This window comes from Arthrobacter sp. Soil_C_60 (assembly GCF_057656375.1).
Genome location: NZ_JBDGKM010000003.1, coordinates 442,788 through 462,478 on the forward strand (window position 1 = coordinate 442,788; position 19,691 = coordinate 462,478).

At 61.8% G+C, this 19,691-nt stretch carries 16 protein-coding genes and 1 pseudogene; 15 read left to right on the top strand and 2 right to left on the bottom strand.

Translation table 11 applies throughout. From position 1 onward, the window contains the following. Positions 1-44: 44 nt before the first annotated feature. Complete coding sequence (locus AC3A4M_RS08875; RefSeq protein WP_498735328.1) at positions 45-530, bottom strand: cupin domain-containing protein; 486 nt, start codon at positions 528-530, stop codon at positions 45-47. Between the two features lie 206 nt (positions 531-736). Between AC3A4M_RS08875 and AC3A4M_RS08880 the strand changes: the two genes are divergently transcribed. The 9 genes and pseudogenes from AC3A4M_RS08880 to AC3A4M_RS08920 all read left to right on the top strand — a co-directional run bounded on the left by AC3A4M_RS08880 (position 737) and on the right by AC3A4M_RS08920 (position 10,796). After that, positions 737-1,792, top strand: a complete 1,056-nt coding sequence (locus tag AC3A4M_RS08880) for an MBL fold metallo-hydrolase (RefSeq protein WP_498735330.1) — start codon at positions 737-739, stop codon at positions 1,790-1,792. Next, positions 1,789-3,249, top strand: coding sequence for an MFS transporter (locus tag AC3A4M_RS08885; RefSeq protein ID WP_498735332.1), 1,461 nt, complete (start codon positions 1,789-1,791; stop codon positions 3,247-3,249). Before AC3A4M_RS08880 ends, AC3A4M_RS08885 begins: the two co-directional genes overlap by 4 nt. Before the next feature lie 164 nt (positions 3,250-3,413). Continuing rightward, positions 3,414-3,866, top strand: coding sequence for an acyl-CoA thioesterase (locus AC3A4M_RS08890; protein ID WP_498735333.1), 453 nt, complete (start codon positions 3,414-3,416; stop codon positions 3,864-3,866). A 43-nt stretch (positions 3,867-3,909) separates the two neighbouring features. Further along, the gene (locus AC3A4M_RS08895; protein ID WP_498735334.1) at positions 3,910-5,649 is read left to right on the top strand and encodes a thiamine pyrophosphate-binding protein; all 1,740 of its coding nucleotides are present in this window, start codon (positions 3,910-3,912) and stop codon (positions 5,647-5,649) included. Between the two features lie 71 nt (positions 5,650-5,720). Then, a complete protein-coding gene (locus AC3A4M_RS08900) occupies positions 5,721-6,596 on the top strand; it encodes a PaaX family transcriptional regulator (protein WP_498735336.1) in 876 nt (291 codons plus the stop codon). A 48-nt stretch (positions 6,597-6,644) separates the two neighbouring features. Beyond that, positions 6,645-6,830: pseudogene (locus tag AC3A4M_RS08905) on the top strand (LysR family transcriptional regulator); the annotation flags it as partial. Positions 6,831-6,845: 15 nt separating this feature from the next. Next, positions 6,846-7,550, top strand: coding sequence for a LysR substrate-binding domain-containing protein (locus AC3A4M_RS08910; RefSeq protein WP_498735581.1), 705 nt, complete (start codon positions 6,846-6,848; stop codon positions 7,548-7,550). A 507-nt stretch (positions 7,551-8,057) separates the two neighbouring features. After that, complete coding sequence (locus AC3A4M_RS08915; protein WP_498735337.1) at positions 8,058-9,254, top strand: MBL fold metallo-hydrolase; 1,197 nt, start codon at positions 8,058-8,060, stop codon at positions 9,252-9,254. Between the two features lie 261 nt (positions 9,255-9,515). Further along, entirely contained in the window at positions 9,516-10,796 is a 1,281-nt protein-coding gene (locus AC3A4M_RS08920) for an MFS transporter (RefSeq protein WP_498735339.1), read from the top strand. A gap of 479 nt (positions 10,797-11,275) precedes the next feature. Here AC3A4M_RS08920 and AC3A4M_RS08925 read toward each other — a convergent pair whose 3' ends face one another. Further along, positions 11,276-11,692 (bottom strand): RidA family protein, encoded by a 417-nt coding sequence (locus AC3A4M_RS08925; protein WP_498735341.1) that lies wholly within the window; start codon positions 11,690-11,692, stop codon positions 11,276-11,278. 140 nt (positions 11,693-11,832) lie between these two features. On the opposite strand from AC3A4M_RS08925, the gene AC3A4M_RS08930 reads away from it, so the two are divergent. The 6 genes from AC3A4M_RS08930 (at position 11,833) to AC3A4M_RS08955 (ending at position 19,654) form a co-directional block, all read left to right on the top strand. Then, positions 11,833-12,687 carry a fumarylacetoacetate hydrolase family protein gene (locus AC3A4M_RS08930; RefSeq protein WP_498735343.1) on the top strand — a complete coding sequence of 285 codons (855 nt, stop codon included), beginning with the start codon at positions 11,833-11,835 and terminating at the stop codon, positions 12,685-12,687. Between the two features lie 12 nt (positions 12,688-12,699). Then, positions 12,700-13,182, top strand: a complete 483-nt coding sequence (locus AC3A4M_RS08935) for a cupin domain-containing protein (RefSeq protein WP_498735344.1) — start codon at positions 12,700-12,702, stop codon at positions 13,180-13,182. After that, on the top strand, positions 13,179-14,075 hold the full coding sequence (locus AC3A4M_RS08940; RefSeq protein ID WP_498735346.1) for an acyl-CoA thioesterase: 897 nt from the start codon (positions 13,179-13,181) through the stop codon (positions 14,073-14,075). The genes AC3A4M_RS08935 and AC3A4M_RS08940 overlap by 4 nt, the downstream gene beginning before the upstream one ends. 46 nt (positions 14,076-14,121) lie before the next feature. Continuing rightward, a complete protein-coding gene (locus AC3A4M_RS08945; RefSeq protein ID WP_498735348.1) occupies positions 14,122-15,777 on the top strand; it encodes an AMP-binding protein in 1,656 nt (551 codons plus the stop codon). A 13-nt stretch (positions 15,778-15,790) separates the two neighbouring features. Continuing rightward, positions 15,791-18,181 carry a bifunctional salicylyl-CoA 5-hydroxylase/oxidoreductase gene (locus tag AC3A4M_RS08950; RefSeq protein ID WP_498735350.1) on the top strand — a complete coding sequence of 797 codons (2,391 nt, stop codon included), beginning with the start codon at positions 15,791-15,793 and terminating at the stop codon, positions 18,179-18,181. A 117-nt stretch (positions 18,182-18,298) separates the two neighbouring features. Further along, positions 18,299-19,654, top strand: coding sequence for an MFS transporter (locus tag AC3A4M_RS08955; protein WP_498735352.1), 1,356 nt, complete (start codon positions 18,299-18,301; stop codon positions 19,652-19,654). The last annotated feature ends 37 nt before the right edge of the window (positions 19,655-19,691 follow it).

The following is a 19,691-nucleotide window of genomic DNA, read 5'->3' on the forward strand; positions in this document are numbered from 1 at the left end:
CGCCGGGAGAATGAGACTCCCTGCGCCAGCACACTGTTCGGCTATCAAGCACCGGGAACTGAGCCCGGCGGCAGGAAGTTCACGTCGTGGAGGGCGGAACGGCGGACTACTTCTTCCGGATCTGTTAGGTCATGCAGTTCGTCGAAGAGCTCGGACAGCTTGCCGGCCGGACTGACCCAGAATAGCGACTTCCCGGGAGTTTCGCCCTTGTTGTAGTAAGCATGGGGCAGGCCCATCGGCATACGAACGGTGTCGCCGGGACCCGCCGTGGTCCACCCTCCGTCGAGGTATAGCGTGTAGACGCCTTCCATGATGAAAATGTGCTCATCCTGCGTGGGATGGACATGCGGGGGAACTCCGGTGCCCGAGGGATCGAGAGACAGCCACGCGAAGCTTGATGAGCTTTCGACCTTGGCGAGGTATGTGTGGCCGAGTACGTTCCACGTCTTATTTCCCATGGCCTCGCTGGCCAGGGTGATGCCCTTGGGCAGGTCACCGAGAATAATTTCCTGGTCTTGCTGCAGTTCCACAATCGGTCCTTTCGTCGAATATGAGGTGCCGCCAGCATGGCAGACGAAAAATCAATATGCAATAGCTATTGCGATCGCAAAAAACGCTACATATGATTTGAGTCACGCTCTTGTCGGCTAGTTCCGACGTCAAAGCATCCGCCAAGCCACAGCACTCCTTCGACCAGCTGTGGCACCGCCCGACATCGAGGAAACGAGGGGCAAATATGAGCAAGTCAGTACGAGGAATGACCGTCCACACTTTGGGAACCGGAGGTGGTCCCATTGTCTCGGGCAGCCGCGCCGGCACCAGCACTGTCGTCAAGGTAGACGACGCGGCTTACGTCATCGACTGCGGCATGGGCAGCATACGCAATTATCGTTCCAGTTGTGCGTGGTCGGACCTGAGGGGGATATTCCTCACCCACCACCATTCAGACCATATCTACGATCTAGGTTCGTTCTTAGTGACAGGATGGCAGGTGCCGGGCGAGTCGTTCAGCCGCCCAATCGAAGTCTTTGGCCCCGGACGTCCAGCGCGGGTTCCTGCCCTGGATGCTGAGCATGCAGTTCAGATCGGCGCTCGGATTGGTGGGCGGGCAATGACCGCAACAACCGAAGTAGTTGATGCCCTGTTGGATAAGGTATTTGCTTCCGACATCTGCATTCGAATGGCGGACGAAGGGCGCGAGGAGCCGCACCACTGGGTCACTGCACACGATATTGAGATCCCGGCAGCTGCCAATGCGGATCCGGTCGAGGCGCGGCATCCGCAGATGGATCCGTTCGAGGTGTACCGGGATGAGCTGGTAACCGTGACGGCAATCCTCGTGGACCACCGGCTCTGCTTTCCCGCCTTCGCCTTCAGAATCGATTCCGCTTACGGGTCGGTGGTGGTGTCGGGCGATACGGCATACTCCGAAAACTGCATCCGGCTGGCGCGCGGAGCGGACCTTCTGCTGCACGAAGTCATGGACCTGCAGGCGATCCTGGCAACGTTCCCGGATGGTCCCACTCGCGATGGGATCGAGATTCATCTGCGTGAATCGCATACGTCGTTTGATGAGGTTGGCAAGGTGGCCCAGGCCGCCGGCGTCGGGCAACTGGTGCTGCATCATATTGTGCCGAATACGCCGGGTGCGGCAGACGTCCAGAAGATGCAGGAGGTGGCCAGCCTGGACTTTGACGGACCTGTCCATGTGGCCGAAGACAATGACTGCTTTTTGGTTCCGGTCGTGCCTGAACACGAAACGCCGCTGGAGAAAGCCGAGGCAGCCGCATGACTACCCAGAGCCAGATCCCGCCGCATACCCTTCGCGCCGCGGTCAAGTACGGAAAAATGAACCGCCGTGCCTGGCTGGTGACCGGCGCCCTGGTGGTCTTTCAGATCATCAACTTTGCCGACAAGGCCGTGATCGGGTTGGTGGCTGACCCGGCCATGCGCGATCTCGGACTCACTGCCGGTGAGTTCGGATTCATTGGCAGTGCGTTTTTCTTCCTGTTCGCCATCGCCGCCATCGCTGTCGGATTCCTTGCCGGGAAGGTGCCCACCCGGTGGATCCTCCTGGTCATGGGCGTTTCCTGGGCGGTACTGCAGTTCCCCATGCTGTTTGGAGGTGGCGCAGCGGTGTTGCTGGTCACCCGCATTCTACTCGGCGCGGCCGAGGGGCCGGCGACTCCGATCAGCCTGCAGCACGTACACGGCTGGTTCTCCGCTAAGGAGCGAGGCCTTCCCAGCAGCATGGTCGCCATCGGCTCGACACTGGGGCCGATCGTCGCGGCACCTGTCCTCGCATGGATTATTGCCAACCCCGCCCTTGGCTGGCGTTGGGCCTTTGGGTTCCTTGGCATAGTCGGCCTCCTGTGGTCACTGTGCTGGCTGTTTATCGGACGTGAGGGACCTTATAGCCACACCTCCCGTCAAACCGCGGAATCCGAAACGGACGATTCCGTCGAAGAAGCAAAGCAGGAAGAGGCCGGATCAGCGGTCGGGCGGCCCCGCCACGGGGAAAGCATTGCGGATAAGGCGGACCTGCTTAAGATCGTGCCGATCCGCCGTGTCCTTGGAACGCGCATGTTCGTGGCCGCCGTTCTGGCCGGAGCCGGCTGTTTCTGGGCACAAGGCTTCCTGACAACTTGGTCTCCGAAGTACCTGGCGTCGGTCGTCTCTTTGTCGCCCGAGATGATCGGTCTCGTCTCAACGTTCCCTTGGGTCTTTGGCGCAGTAGCACTTCTGGTGCTCGGGTACGGGTCGCGCTTCCTGATGCGGAAGGGCGTGACGGTCCGTTGGGCTCTCGGAGCGCTCTTCGGCGCCACTCTGCTGTGCTCCGGAGCGTGCTTCCTGCTGCTGCCACATCTTGGCGGTGCCGCTGCCGTCGTCGCAGTAACCGTCGGTGCCGGCCTTGCCATGACTTACCCGCTGGCCCCGACCGCGTTGGCTTTCTCCGTGTGTTCAAAGCAGAGGGCAGCGGTCATGGCGACGCTGACGGGTTTTGCCTCGATGGGCGGCGTCGTGGCGCCCGCCATGGTGGGCATGCTCATGGACAATGCCGGCTACCTCCCGGCGCCCAAGGGCGTCGCGGACTCAGCAGAGATGGCTGCCCGCCTGGCCGAGGGGATGAATTCGTCCTTCTGGATGATCGGCATCTACTTGGTGGTGGTCGGTGCCATCAGCATCCTGTTGCTGAACCCCGACCATACGGCTGTGCGCCTCCAGGAGCGCTTCGCCTATAACGGCTAATAGTCATTGGAATGTCGCTGCCCATCGGCGTCGTTGCCTGATGGGCAGCGATGCCATGTCCGGAGTCTTTTCTGATCCCAAATTTCTTGATTATTCTAGACGATCGTAAAATTTACGACATATGATGGGTGGGTAGAAAGAAACGTCGGTCAGGAGAGGGAACCGTGGGCCACGAAGAAGTCACTCCAGTAGTGAGCGCGAGTATCGACCGAACAGTGGAGTGGGTCGACACTGATGCCGCTGGGCATCAGCATAACTCTGCGGTGATGCGCTGGGTGGAGGCCGCCGAGGCGGAATTGTTTCGTCAACTCGCTGTTCCAGACTACTTTCCGAGTGCGCCGCGCGTGCAGCAGATCATCAACTACCGGTCCAAACTCTGGTTCGGCCAGCGCATTACTGCGACATTGGCTTTGGAAGGGATTGGCCGTACATCGATGACGTTCGCGTTCGAGGTGCACGGCCATCCGCACGAGAAGTCCGACGGCGGCCTGGCGGCTTATGGAACGTTCACCACCGTTTTCGTCCCTCAGGGGGCGGAGCGAGCGCAGCCGTGGCCGGAACACATGCGTGCCGCCCTGTTGGACTTTGACCGCACCCAATTAACCGCAACCAATTGATTGTCGCCCTCAGAAGCACTCTAGTTCTTCAGAAAGAGACCAAATGACTGTCCATACGCAGGAAAATTTTGGTGGCACGGTAACGCGCAATACGCCGGGACATGTTCAGGAAAAGGTAGGGACGCGTCGGCCGGAAAATGTGGCCGAACTTGTCGGTTCCACGTTGGCCCGGCTCGGTGCCGGACATGTCTTCGGGGTGGTCGGCAGTGGCAATTTCGTCGTCACGAATGCGCTGCGCCGTTCAGGAGTTCCCTTCACAGCGGCGCGGCATGAAGGTGGCGCTGCGACTATGGCGGATGCGTACGGACGGATGTCCGGCAAGGTCGGAGTCGTTTCCACGCACCAGGGGTGCGGATTGACCAACGCGGTGACGGGTATTGGGGAGGCGGCCAAAAGCCGCACGCCGATGATCGTGCTTACAGCCGATACTGCGGCGTCGGCGACTCGGTCGAATTTCAACATAGATCAGGACGCCCTGGCTCGTAGTGTTGGCGCCGTGCCCGAACGGATACACTCCCCGGAGAGCGCAGTCGCAGACACGGTACGGGCTTACCGCACCGCGGTGAATGAGCGGCGCACTGTAGTTCTGTCGCTGCCTACCGACCTCCAGTCCGTTCGAATCGATGTCGCTGCGGGCGGGCAAGTATCGCCGCTCGATCCGCCGCAGCCGGTCAGGCCGAATGCGACGGCCGTTACAAGGCTCGCCGAACTGATCCGACGGGCCCGGCGACCGGTCTTCGTGGCCGGTCGAGGCGGCCGCGGCGCAGGCCAGGAGATTGCAGCGCTGGCCGAGATCTCAGGTGCGCTCGTGGCGACCTCGGCCGTCGCGCACGGCCTGTTCAAGAATGATCCATTCAACCTTGGCATCTCCGGTGGGTTCTCTTCGCCGTTTACGGCGGAAACCATTTCAGGCGCTGACCTGATTGTCGGCTGGGGCTGCGCCTTGAATATGTGGACGATGCGGCACGGGTCACTGATTTCGGCGGACGCGAAGGTCGTCCAGGTGGATGTGGAAGACTGCGCCCTTGGAGCTAATCGCACGATCGACCTAGGTGTGCTGGGCGACTGCGCAGAAACAGCGGCAGCGGTGCAGGCAGAGCTGCAGGCAGCAGGATATAGCACCCCCGGTCAACGTAACCAGGAGATGGCCCAACGGATTGCCGCTGAAGCACGTTGGACCTCGGTAGCGACCGAAGACCTGTCCACCCCGGAAGCCATCGACCCACGGACCCTGAGCCGGGAGTTGGACAAACTGCTGCCCACCGAACGCATCGTGGCCATCGATTCCGGCAATTTCATGGGATACCCCAGCACGTACTTGGACGTCCCCGACGAATTCGGTTTTTGCTTTACTCAGGCGTTCCAATCCATCGGCCTGGGGTTGTACACAGCTATCGGCGCTGCTGCCGCGCGGCCGGACAGGCTGCCGGTGCTCGGCACCGGCGACGGCGGATTCCTGATGTCCATTGCCGAGCTGGAAACGGCAGTCAGGAAACATATTCCATTGGTGGTCATCGTTTACAACGACTCCGCCTACGGGGCTGAAGTCCACCATTTTGATGCCAGCGACGAGGACCTCGAAGTGGTGCGGTTCCCACTGACAGACATTGCGTCGATCGCCCGTGGGTACGGCGCCGAAGGAATCGTAGTGAAGGGTGTCGGGGATCTGGAGGCTGTCTCCGGTTGGCTGGCCGGACGGCGAGAGACTCCGCTGGTCATCGATGCCCGTATTGCTTCCGACGGCGGCGCGTGGTGGCTTGCCGAAGCGTTCAAAGGCCACTGACGGTCAGCCGTCGCCAACCCTTAAGATAGGCCCAAATGCAGGCATCCAGGCAAGAAACGAGAACACAGGACATGATTGCCGTTCCGGCGCCACCGCTCCGGCACCAGCAGCTTATCCTCACCATTTACGGCCTCTACGGGAGGGGAGGCGGAGCGGCTCTGCCCATCTCGGTGCTGATCGACATGCTCGGGGATCTGGGCCATGACGCTCCCGGCGTGCGCTCAGCGGTGTCACGTCTAAAGGCCAAAGGCGTCTTGAACAGCGTCAAAGCCGGCGGCGTGGCTAAGTACGAGTTGTCACCACGCTCGCTGGAAATGGTGAATGAGGGCGACGAACGCATTTTCGCGCCTTACAGGGGGACGCCGGACGGCGACTGGGTGCTGGCGATTTTCTCGGTTCCTGAATCGATGCGTGATCGCCGGCACCAGCTGCGTACCGAACTGACCAGGCTGGGCTTCGGCGCTATGGCTCCTGGCGTGTGGATTGCCCCGTCCGGTGTATGTGAGGGCGCCAAGCGTCGGCTGGCAGCCCGGGACTTGGCCGAGTACGTGGAGTTCTTCACCGGGAACTATTCCGCAGAGGGGGATATGCGGAGCAAGGTAGCCAAATGGTGGGATCTGGAGGCGCTGGGCGTCCAGATTTCCGAGTTTATGGACTATTACCGGAATTCGCTCACCGACTGGACGAAATACGTGGGAGAGGATCCAGCAGCGGCGCTGGCCGCATCCTCAGAAGAACTTCGCCGTGATGCGTTCCGGTACTACGTTCCGATGCTGACCTTGTGGCGCCGTCTCCCGTATCGGGACCCAGGCCTGCCGCTCGAATACTTGCCGGAGGGATGGCAGGGCCCGGAAGTCCGGAGTATTTTCTTCGGGGTGCACAGGTTGATCGCCCCCATGGCGGAGGCTTACGCAATGTCCCTCGTGAACAAGGCCGAGGCCGCTTAGGGGACCCGGACAAGGAGGCTTCAAGCTGTTGATATGTAAGCTGTCGCTGTGAGTGGCTTTACTCTGAAACAGTTGGAGTATTTCGTGGCGGCTGTGCAGACGGGCAGCCTCAGCGGCGCTGCCCGGCTATGCCATATATCCCATGCAGGGATTTCCAACGGGCTTAACGAACTGGAGCGTACCGTCGGGACACAGCTGCTTGTCCGTCGGAAGGCCAAGGGCGTGGTTGCGACCGCTGCCGGCCGGGCAATGCTGCCGCTGGCCAGAAACATCCTAAAGGATGCTGCCGGAATTGATCTGCTCGGGCAGTCCGGACAGCAGGAGCTGACTGGGGAACTGTCGGTCAGTTGTACCCTGGCATTGTCGCCGGTGCTAATTCCCCTGATTGCTTCAACCTTTGCCGAACGCCATCCGAAGGTCGACTTGGTTTTCCGGGAGGGGATCGGGGCAGAGGTGCTGCAGGCGGTGCGGGACGGCCAGGTGGATGCGGGCCTCGTGTTTCAGCGCCAGATGCCGGACGATTTGGAGTCAATCAATATCTGCCCGATCCAGGTCAAGGTTGCCCTGCCGGCTAACCATCCGCTGGCGACTCGCACGAACATCTCGCTGGCCGAACTGGCGGATGAGCCAGCCATCACGCCGGACGGGCCGGCTCTGCAAGCCATGTTGGCCGTGATGCGGGAAGCGGACGTGGAACCGAACATCCGCTGGACCTTTGCCAGTCCGGAGACTATCCGGGCCATGGTGGCACGGGGCTTTGGGTATTCCCTGCTTTATGTCTTTCCTCCGGCATCGGAACCCGGCAGCCCGCCGGTAGTTGCTGTGCCGGTCAGCGACCGGCTCTCCCGCAATGCCCTTGTTATCGCCTTGCCGCCTCGTCGGCAGAAGATAGGCAAGGTGGATAAGCTCGCGGAGATCCTTCGCAGCGACGCGGTCAGGACGTTGACCGGCTAAGAACATCGGTTATGCGCAGATGTCTTTCCTGCATGGCGCTAAACCCTTGTCAGGCGAATTCCCGCCGGAGCTTCATGGACTGAAGCGTGCTCAGGTCCTGATCAACGAATACGGACACCCGCGCCAGCAGTAGGTGATGTGTCGGCGCACCCCCTTTCCATCGGTTCGCAGACGGCATCGTTGCGGCGCGAGCGCGAGGACTCCGTTTTTAGCAGTGCGCCGGTAACACGGCGTGGAACCTTTAGCGCCTGCGGCGCGCTGCAAGCCCGTGTCAGGCTCCAGGAGTTGTACCTCGCATGCGCCCCGTGCTCCTGGATGCGGGCGAGGATATTGAAAGCTGAACTTACATTATTGCCCTTTAATAACTGTTTTACACGGGTGACCCGTGTCACAGAAACTGAAAACGCAAAGTTCCTAGAAGCGCAATCAGCTTTCAGCTTTCGCGCCGGCCGGAGGCCCGACCGGGGCAGCTCCAATCTCAGCGCTAGTCCCCGTAGGAGGGCATCGATGCCAATCGAAAACAGATCATCTACCTTGGGTTCCGCCGAATACTCGACGGATCTTCGAAAGTCCCTGGGGGGAGTTCCTGCTTCGGGGACCCATGTAATCCTTTTGGGTACGCAGGGTGGGCCGATACCCGGGGAGCGTGCCGCCACTTCCAGCGCCTTGGTCGTTGACGGAAGTATTTACATCGTTGATGCGGGAAGCGGTCTTCCGGTGCGCTTCTCTGAAGCCGGTCTCCGCTTCGATCAGGTCCGTGGAATGTTCATCACGCATCTGCATTCGGACCATTATTCGGATTACTTCAACTTTTTCATGCTCAACTGGACCAACTGGGACTCGGACGAGCAAACTGTTGAACTGTTTGGTCCCGGACGTGCTTCCGCCTGCGGCCCTGAGGATTCACAAGTGCCGGGGCTCCCTGACTACTCCGATACTCCCGTCATCACCCCGGAGCTGCCGACACCGGGCCTGCGTGACATGACCGAGTTGTTTATCCGGGCAAATGCTTATGACATTAATGAACGCCTTCGCTCTACCCGACGGAAGGACGGGAGGGCTCTCGACTTTACCGGGGTCTTCGGGGCACCCATGTTCAGAACGAATGACATCGTGGTCCCCGCCGGTGCCAGCGTAAGCAACCCATCACCGGACTGCGAGGGGTTTCTCGTGTACGAGGATGAAAAGGTGCGGGTTACGGCCACCCTGGTACATCACCCACCTGTGTTTCCTGCATTCGCATTCCGGTTCGATACCGACCACGGATCCGTGGTCTTCAGCGGCGACACCAGTCCCTGTGCAAATCTCATAGAGCTCGCACAGGGTGCGGATGCACTCGTCAACGAAGTGATGGCGGTTGATCCAGCGATAGCGCGGTTCAAGGGCACGCGTATCTACTCGACCATGGCCCATCAGTTTCTGAGTGCGCATACCCCCTTGGTTGGCAGGGAGGCCGGGGACGGGCTCCCGGCGATTCCGGGAGTCGGAACCGTAGCGAGAACGGCTAACGTCAAGTCCCTCGTTCTCAACCACATCTATCCCGGAGACGGCACCGTTTCCGACGAAGAATTCCTTCACGGAGCCGCGTCCGAATTCGAAGGAATCGTTGTTGTAGGTCGAGATCTACTCTCGATTGACGTATCGAGCATCGCGTCCGATCACTCAGCCGAGTGGCGCGTCCCAGCTGGCCTGCCCCTGGGTTGACGGAAAATTCAGCCGCGGAGGCGAAGGAATGAGTGGTGCAGCGGCGCCCCAAGGCATAGTCCTCTTTGGAACTGATCCTCTCGGGGTTGCCATGACTGCTCTTTGCTCCTCCCGGGCATTGGACGTACAGCCGGCAGATCCCGCCCATAAGGCTTGGCCGGCCCGGCTGCTCAATTGACCGAGCTGTTCCAGGCTCAAGCGGTCTTATCGCATTCGATCCCGTCCCTCAGGCGGGACTCCTAGATCCAGGAGATTTATACTATGAGCAATATGGAATTCAACGGCCGGTCAACGGTCGGAGTCAATAAGGTCGTAATCGCTCTGGCCTTCTTGGCTGTGCTCACCGACGGCTTCGACACCGCGATCCTCGCCATGCTTGTGCCCCACCTGGCCCAGGACTGGGCAACGACGCCTGCCGCATTCACTTATCCGCTGGTGCTTACCAACCTGGGCGTCGTAATTGGCTACCTCTCGTGCGGTGCCCTGGCTAAACTGCTGGGCCAGAAGCGCCTGCTGGTCCTCGGTACCGCCCTATTCGGCGTCGCGACGATCCTCACCGCTGCCACATTGCCCATGGAATCAATGGGCGTCCTCAGTATTACCCGGGCTATCACAGGGCTAGGTCTGGGGGTTGTTCTCCCCATGGCCGTTATTGTCGGAACCCAAAACGGACCGGAGGCCAAGCGCCAGCCTCTGGCAGTGATGGTCACCATGGGATTGATCAGCGGGGCCACCGTGGCCGGCTTCACTGGGGGGCTGCTCATCGAGGGCCTTGGCTCAAACGGTGTCCTTTGGGTGGCAGGAGTCATGCCTCTCGTCATCGCTATCCTCCTACAAATGTACGTGCCGGCGACTTCCGACCGGCCCGCCGTCAACTCCAAGGCCGGCGCCCCGAGCACGGGAATAGCCGCCATCTTCGCCGGAGACCATCGTCACGCAACCTTCTTGCTCTGGACAGCGACCTTCCTCATCTTCACCGTCACATACACGCTGAAGTCCTGGCTTCCGACCCTGTTCACCGACTACGGTTTGTCCAAGCTGGACGCGGGGCTGGGATTGGCATACTACAGCCTCGGCGGTGTGGTGGCCGGTCTGGTGGTGATGCTGCTCTCCGCGAAAATCGGTACAGCACGTGCACTTGTTCTGATGTCCACCATCGGTGCTCTCGCGACAGCAGCACTTGCTACCTTCTCAGTCGAAACCGCACTGCTCATGGCGATCACACTCATCGCCGGGGCCGGCATCACGGCAGGCTCGATAGGGCAAACCGCAATCGCCGTATCGATCTACGAAGCCTCGGTGCGAACGACCGGCGTTGGATGGTCTGCTGCGGTCGGACGAATGGGATCCATTCTGGGCCCAACAGTGGGAGGTGTTCTCCTCGCACTGTCCTGGCCCGCGCAAAACATCGTTTTGCTCCTGACTGCTCCCATCATCATCACTACTATTTGCTGGCTCATTCTGCCCAAGCTGTCCAACCGGGTAGGAAAAGATGTCGACTCGTCGCCGACCCCCAGTGAGACCACTCCCGCAGGAGCTTAATCACCGCCAGTAGGAAAACCACCTTCTATGTTGCATAGAGACCTTAGGGAAAAGGAAGTGGGCACCGTTCATTCCGGATCCCATTTCCTTTCCCAGTGGCATTCCCGCGATGAAACAGTGACTCAACCAAAGCTGACCAGGCATATGGCGGGAGACGCAGGTACCCCTGCGGACAGCCTCCGACCAACGAACGCAGGGTATATGCGTCGTAGGCGCTTGAGTCTCGAGCGTAACTATCCTGACCGCCTAAGGCCTCTAGGGCTGGCGATGATCCATTATTCGTTCTGATCGACGCGGGCTTGGATGGCGTTCAGTATGAATGCCGCCCGGCTCACTCGAGATGATGAATGCGGGTGACGGATGGTTACACGCAGCAAGGGCACTAACAGTGGCGGGAGGCCGCTTAGGAAACCTTAAGAAAGGGCCTCAAATGAGTGTTGCCCGGCTGGTTCTCACCGGCCGGGCAACACTCGCATGAATCAACGCTCTGGAATTACTGCGATTCCCTGAATTTCGATCAGCGCCTCTTTCTGCCAGAGCCTGCTAACCCCGATGCCGGCCATGGCAGGGTATTCGGTTCCGGCCATTTCGCGCCATAGCTTGCCGATTTCCCGACCGTTGGCCATGTAGTCATCCACGTCGGTCAGGTAGATGGTCACGCTGACGAGGTCTTCCGGGCGTCCACCGGCTTCGGCCAGTGTGGCCAGAACGTTGGAGAACGCTTGGCGGAATTGATCAACGATGCCGCCGGGGACGATGTTCATGTCCTTGTCCAGGGCGGTCTGGCCGCCAAGGAAGACCGTGTTGCCGGCGAGAATCCCGTGGGCGTAACCGGAAGGCTTCGGCAGCGAATCCGGGTTGATAGTGCGGTTCCCGACCGCGGTCTGGTTGCTCATCTGTGCCTCCTTGGCATCGGTTATCTGGATCCAAGATTTTTGAGAAAAACCTCTGGTGCAGATCCTTTCGATCGTGCTACCTTGAGCATATGTGACGGCCGTAAAAAAGTCGATACATCAGATCAAAGGAGATTCTAGAGATGAAACTGGCCACGGTCCGTACCGGCCCAGCAACGACGACGGCGGCAATCCAGCTACGTTCGGATGCTTATCTGCCGCTTCCTGCCAGTGACGTTGGCGCCTTGCTTGCCGACCCGTGCTGGCAGGCGAAGGCTGAAGAGGCTCTGGCGGCCGCGGCGGCTTCCGACAGTGTTCCTTACACGGCCGCGGACGTGGCACCGCTGCTGCCGCAGGCCGGAAAGGTCATCTGCTGCGGCCTGAACTACGGCGACCACATTCAGGAAATGGGCCGGGAGTTGCCGGAATACCCCACTCTCTTCGCCAAGTTTGCTGACACGCTTGCCGGTCCTGCCGATGATTTGACGGTGGAAGGCAGTACCCGGGTGGACTGGGAAGCGGAGCTGGCCGTGGTGGTCGGTGCGACGTTGACCCGGGCCGATGAGGCAGAAGCCGAGGCCGCCATCGCCGGTTACACGGTGGCCAATGACGTTTCCATGCGTGATTGGCAGAACCGCACGCTGCAGTGGTTCCAAGGCAAGGCCTTTGACGGGACCACGCCTGTCGGGCCGGTCATGGTGACGCCCGATGAATTCGACGGCGGCGGCTTCGAAGTCCGCGGCTACGTCAATGATGAACTGGTCCAGCAAGGCCACACGCGAACCTTGGTGTTCGGCCCGGCACGCCTGCTTTCCTACATTTCCCAATTCACAACCCTCCGCCCGGGAGACCTCGTGCTGACCGGGACCCCCGGGGGAGTGGGGATGGGCATGACCCCGCCGCGCTTCCTCACTGACGGCGACGTAATTACCACCGAGATCGACGGCATTGGACGCCTGGAGAACCGCGTTCTGATCCGCCAACCTGCGTTCCACTAAGAAGGAGAAGACATGACTGAGACAGCAACCGGATACCGCCTCGAGGGCGATAACTCCATCTACGCCGCCAACGACGGCAAGGTGGTACCCGTGGTAACCCGAGCAGGCAGTGAAGACACCAACACCGCCCAGTCAGGCGACTGCGTCCGGGTTTCCGGCGTCAGTATCCAGCACACCCCCGCCACCAAGATCTGGTTCGGCCAGGTCTCCAACGTCCCCGGCTACCGCTCGCTGCCGCACCACCATGGCGAAGCGGAAACCGGGGGCTACGTACTCCGCGGCCACGGCCGCATCTACTTCGGTGATAATTACTCCGAATTCATCGATATGAAGGCAGGCGACTGGGTCTTCGTGCCGCCGTTCATGCCGCACGTCGAAGCGAACATGTCCGTCACCGAAGAGCTGGTTTGGCTGACCGCCCGCACGCCGGAAAACCTCGTGGTCAACCTGGATGATGTAGCCGACGAAAAGCTGGAAGGATACCGCCGGGCATGAACACGCTAACCGGATCCCTGACAGCCGAGACTTTCCTCCGCGCCATTGAGCTCGACGCCGTAGTACCCGAGGTCTTCGACGAGGCCTACGAGGCCACCACCCAGTATGTGCCGTGGCCCAAAGCCTATGGTGGAGATATGGTGGCGCAATCCGCGGCAGCGATGATGCGCTCGGTCGGCGTGGACCGCCAGCTGCATTCGATGCACAGCTACTTCATGCGGCCGGTCGACATCGGTGCCGTAGTCCGCTACGAGGTGGAGAACCTACGCGACGGCCGGGGCTATTCAACCCGCAGCGTTCGCGGCTACCAAGGCGGCAAGACCGTGTTCGCCGCTATGGGATCGTTTCAGGTGCCTGAGGACGGCCCGGAGTTCCAAGCCGAAATGCCGGCAGCAGTGGAGCCCGAGTCGCTGCGCAGTGCGGCCCAGGTACTGGACGGCGTCGACGGCGATGCCGCGGCCTACTGGGCAGCAGGCCGCAGCTTCGACATGCGCCATGTCCCCGGTCCGGTCTACGTGCAGATTGAGGGCGAACAGACGCCGCAGCAGGCAGTGTGGGTCAAAGCCTTCGACCGCCTGCCCGACGGCCCGGATGCGCAGAGCACTGCAAACCTGCACCGTGCCGCGCTGGCCTATGTGTGCGACTACACCATCCTGGAACCGATCCTGCGGGCCAAGGGCCTGCACTGGTCCACACCCGGGCTGGCGACCGCAAGCCTGGACCACTCCATGTGGTTCCACCGTGATGGCCGTGCCGATGAGTGGGTCCTCTACGCGCAGGAAGCCGTGACCGGCCAGCGCAACCGCGGACTCGCAACCGGCCGGTTCTTCGACCGCTCGGGGCGCCTCCTGGCCACTGTTGCCCAGGAAGGCATGATCCGCGCCGGCAACTGACACCGGACGCATCCCTCCGCTTCATCCAGCATTCGAAAGGAACGCCATGGAACTATCACCATCGGCGCACGTGGACACCTTCACACGCGATAACCTGCCGCCGGCCGAGCAGTGGCCGGTACTTGAATTCACCCTGCCGGAACTGCAATACCCGGACCGGCTCAACGCTGCGACGGTCCTCATCGACGACGCGGTCGAGACCTTCGGAGCGGAGCGCCCGGCGCTGCACACTCCGGACGGGGGAACCTGGAGTTACGGCCAGCTGAAGCGGCACGCCAACCAGGTAGCGCAGGTTCTGACGGAGGACTTGGGTGTGGTGCCGGGCAACCGTGTCCTGCTGCGCGGCCCGAACAATCCGTGGCTGGTGGCCGCCTGGCTCGGCGTGCTCAAGGCCGGGGCCGTGGTTGTGACCACCATGCCGGTACTGCGTGCCAGCGAAGTCGCCAAGATCTGCGAGCTGACCGAGCCCGTTGTGGCAATTTCGGACCACCGCTTCTCGGCGGATGTCCAGGACGCGGTGAGGGCAGGCACCGCCGTCGTTACTTACGGCGCCAGCGACGATAGCGACCTTACCGCCCGTTGCGCCGCGAAGAGCGGGACCTTCAAGGATGTGCCGACGGCGGCCGACGACGTGGCGCTGCTGGGGCCGACGTCAGGCACCACCGGCACCCCGAAAATCACCATGCACTTCCATCGGGACATCCTGGCCAACGCCGACACGTTCGCACGGCACATTCTCAAGCCCACCTCAGAGGACGTCTTCGCCGGTTCGCCGCCGCTGGCCTTCACCTTCGGACTTGGCGGGCTGGTAGTCTTCCCGCTGCGCTTCGGTGCCTCGGCGTTGCTGACCGAACGGGCCACGCCGATGGATCTGGCCCGGCAGGCCGCTGCCGCCGGTGCCACCGTGCTCTTCACGGCGCCGACGGCCTACCGGGCCATCCTGAAAGAAGGCCGGGGTGACCTGCTCAAGAACCTGCGCGTCGCGGTCTCGGCCGGCGAGCATCTGCCCAAGGAAACCTGGGAAGCGGTGCACGAGGCCACGGGACTCTCGCTGGTCAACGGCATCGGCGCCACGGAAATGCTCCACGTGTTCATTTCCGCCGCCGGAGACGATATCCGCCCGGGCGCGACCGGCGTTGCCATCCCGGGGTTCCGCGCAACGATCTTCGACGAGGACGGCAACGAGGCCGCCCCGAACGAGCCCGGCCGGCTGGCCGTGATCGGCCCGACCGGCTGCCGTTACCTGAACGACGAGCGCCAGCTGAACTACGTCCACAACGGCTGGAACGTCACCGGCGACACGTTCGTGCGCGATGAGGAAGGGTACTTCTACTACCAGGCCCGCTCCGACAACATGATCGTCTCCTCCGGCTACAACATCGGCGCTCCCGAAGTCGAAGCCGCGATCGATCAGCACCCGGACGTGGTGGAGAACGCCGTAATAGGCCGGCCCGACCCGGAACGCGGCAGCGTGGTCTGCGCATTCATCGTGCTGCGCGACGGTGTCGCAGCCGATGCAGCCAAGCGCAAAGAAATCCAGGACTTCGTCAAGGCGACCATCGCCCCATACAAGTATCCGAGGGACGTGCGGTTCGTGACCGAACTGCCCCGCAATCCCAGCGGCAAGCTGCAGCACTTCAAATTGCGCGCTGCCGTCTCGGAAGAAACCACAGAATTAGCCGGCGCAGGCCAAGGCCGCTGAAAGGACAATGAAAATGAAGATCGCAATCGTCGGAGGCGGCCCGGGCGGCCTGTACTTCGGGGCACTGATGAAGCAGCTGGATCCGGCACACGAGGTGACGGTGTGGGAACGTAACGCCGCCAGCGATACCTTCGGTTTCGGCGTCGTCTTTTCAGACGAAACCTTGGGCGGGATCGGCAACGCCGATCCGGTGGTGGCTGACTACATGAGCCGCCGGTTCGCCCGCTGGTCGGACATCGACATCCACTTCAAGGACGAGACCATTACGGTGGGCGGCCAGGGCTTCGCCGCGATGAGCCGCAAGGAACTGCTGGAACTGCTGCAGCGCCGCAGTATTGAACTCGGCGTGGACGTGCGCTTCTCGACAATGGCCCCGCCAGTGGAAGAACTGGAAGCCGAATACGACCTGGTGCTTGCGGCGGACGGGGTGAACTCCCAGATCCGTGCGAAGTACGCGGACTCCTTCGGACCCAGCCTGGACCCGCGGCCCAACAAGTTCATGTGGCTGGGCACGGACCAGGTGTTCGAGGCCTTCAAGTTCTTCGTCAAGGAGACCGAGTTCGGGACCATGCAGATCCACGGCTACCCGTACTCGGACGCCGGATCCACCTTCATTGTCGAGATGCACGAAGACGTCTGGCATGCCGCCGGCTTCGACGAGACCGCCAATGACGTCTTCCCGCCCGGCGTCTCGGACGAGAAGGCGATCGCCAAAATCCAGGAAATCTTCGCCGAGGAACTTGCCGGCCACGACGTGCTGGCCAACAACTCCAAGTGGATCAACTTCACTACTGTCCGCAACCGCAGCTGGCGGCATAACAACGTCGTCCTGCTCGGCGACGCCGCGCACACCGCACACTTCTCCATCGGCTCCGGTACCAAGCTGGCCATGGAAGACTCCCTCGCACTGGCCGCCTGCCTGCATGAGCACGCGGACCTTGAATCAGCACTGGCCGCTTACGAGACCGAGCGCCGGCCGGTAGTCGAATCTACCCAGCGTGCCGCCCAGGCTTCGCTGGAATGGTTCGAGCGCATCGGCCAGTACAAGGACCAGGAACCGACCCAGTTCGCGTTCAACCTGCTCACCCGCAGCCGCCGCATCACCCAGGACAACCTGCGGCTGCGCGATCCCGAATTTGCCGACCGGGTGGATCGGCAGTTCGCCGAGTCCCAAGGGCTGACCCAGGTAGCACCCGCCATGTTCCAGCCCTACCGCATCGGCGGACTGGAGCTGAAGAACCGGGTTGTCGTCTCGCCCATGGACATGTACTCGGCTACCGACGGCGTGCCCGGGGATTTCCACAAGGTACACCTGGGCAGCAAGGCCCTCGGCGGCGCCGGGCTCATCATGACCGAAATGGTGTGTGTCTCCGCAGAAGGGCGCATCACTCCTGGCTGCACCGGTCTGTACAACGATGTTCAGCGGGACAGCTGGAAGGAAATAGCAGGCTTCGTCCACGGCAACTCTTCGGCCAAGATCGGTGCCCAGATCGGGCATGCGGGGCGCAAGGCGTCCACCCGGCTGATGTGGGACGGCATCGACGAGCCGCTCAAGTCCGGCAACTGGAAAGCGGTGGGCCCCTCGGCTTTGCCGTACGGGCCAGGCAGCCAGACGCCGCGCGAGATGGACCGCGACGAAATGGACCGGGTGAAAGCGGACTTCGTGGCCGCCGCCCGCCGAGCCGACGAAGCCGGCTTCGACCTGCTCGAGGTACACGCTGCGCACGGCTACCTGCTCTCGTCATTCCTGTCCCCGGTAGCCAACAAGCGGACCGACGAGTACGGCGGCAGCCTTGAAAACCGGCTGCGCTACCCGCTGGAGGTGTTTGACGCCGTGCGCGCCGCATGGCCGGCACAGAAACCGCTCACAGTCCGTATCTCCGCGACCGATTGGATCGACGGCGGCAACACCCTCGATGACGCGGTTCAGATCGCCAAAGCCTTCGCCGCTCACGGCGCCGACGGTATCGACGTCTCCACCGGCCAAGTGGGCAAGGAAGAAAAACCCGCTTACGGCCGCAGCTACCAGACCCCGTATGCGGACCGGATCCGACAGGAAGTGGCCGAACCGGCAGGGATCGCAGTGATCGCCGTCGGCGCCATCTCCTCGTACGACGACGTCAACTCGATCCTGCTCGCCGGTCGCGCGGACCTGATCGCACTGGGCCGTACGCACCTGTATGACCCGCAGTGGACGCTACACGCCGCCGCAGAGCAGGACTACAAGGGTCAAGGCGCGGAATGGATCCCGCAGTTCCGGGCCGGACGGCGCAAGCCGCCGAGCTCGCGTACCGACGCGGTCCGGCCCCGGCTGTCCCTGCTGCGCGAGACCGAAGACGAGCTGGCCAACGCCCACCTGCGGTGGCGCCCCGCGCGTAACGCGGAGCCTGCTTTGGTCAAGTAGTTCCCGCAGGGAAGCGGGTTCAGGTAAACATGGGTGGCGGGACAGATCCTTATGATCCGTCCCGCCACCCGAGCTCAGCAATACCAACCTCCCTTCAAGAAATGAAATGAGAAACATGTGGCAACGACGCCCATAAATGATTGGAACGTACCCCCGCGGACAACCCGCCTGGTGCTTTTTTGCTGCTGGCTGGCGATCCTGGCCGAAGGCTACGACGTCGGTGTCCTCGGCGCCGTCCTGCCCGCGCTGGCGGAATACCGAGCCTGGGACCTTTCGCCGCTGGAACTCGGCGGCCTCGGCGCTTACGCCCTGGTAGGAATGCTGCTCGGTGCCCTCTTCATCGGCACGCTCAGCGATTTGTTCGGCCGCAAGAAGATGCTCCTGCTCTCCATGGTCATCTTTACTTTGACCCAAGCCGGTGCAGCCATTGCACCCACACCGGAGATCTTCGGCCTTTTCCGCTTGATCGGCGGGCTGGGTATGGGCGGCGTCATCCCCGTCGCAGCTGCCCTGACCATCGAGTACTCAGCGCCGAAGAAACGCTCCTATAACTATGGCGTCATGTACTCGGGGTACTCCCTCGGCATTGTTGCCGCAGCCCTGGTTGCAATGTTCCTGTTGCCGACAATCGGCTGGCGTTGGGTAATCGCCTTCGGCGCGCTCCCCGTCGTTCTGCTTCCGATTATCGCCAAGCTGTTGCCTGAGTCGCTGGATTATCTGGAGGCCAAGGGCAAGCGCCCTGAAGCCGACCGGCTGGCAGCACGGCTTGGAATTGCACCTTACATTCCGGCGGTAACCGCTCCCACGACGAGTGGGGCCTTCGCGGAACCATGGTGGCGGACGATCACCGCGATGTTCTCACCCCTGTACCTGCGTTCCACTGTCTTCTTCTGGATTTCCCTGTTCTGCGGCATGGTTCTTGTCTATGGCCTGAACACTTGGCTGCCGTCCATCATGAAATCCGCCGGTTACGACCTGGGCTCTTCGCTGACCTTCCTGTTGGTCTTCAGCCTCGCCTCGGCGGCAGGTGGACTCGCCCTCGGCCGGGCTGCGGACAAGTACGGGCAAAAGCTCATCCTCGTTGCTTTCTACCTCCTGGGCGGTGGCGGCATCCTGCTGCTGATGTTCCCGGGAAATATGGTGGTGAACCTCGTATTCGTGGCCTTCGCCGGCATCGGATCCATCTCGACCTCTCTGGTCCTGACCGGCTACATTGCCGATTACTACCCGGCAAAGGTGCGTGCCACAGCCACCGGCTGGGCCCTGAGCTTCGCTCGAATTGGTGCTATCTGCGGGCCGTTGATCGGCGGCTGGATCGGCAGCGCGGCTTTGCCGTTCGAATGGAACTTCATCATTTTTGCTGCCATCGCCGTGCTGGCAGCATCCGCAGTGGCGCTCATCCCGAAGCGGCGGGAAGCACAGCCGGAGCCGGCGGTAGCCGGCGACGAAACGGTTGGCGTGACCGCAAACTAAATGCGAGCAGGCCGGGAAGGCGAACTTGTGCTTCCCG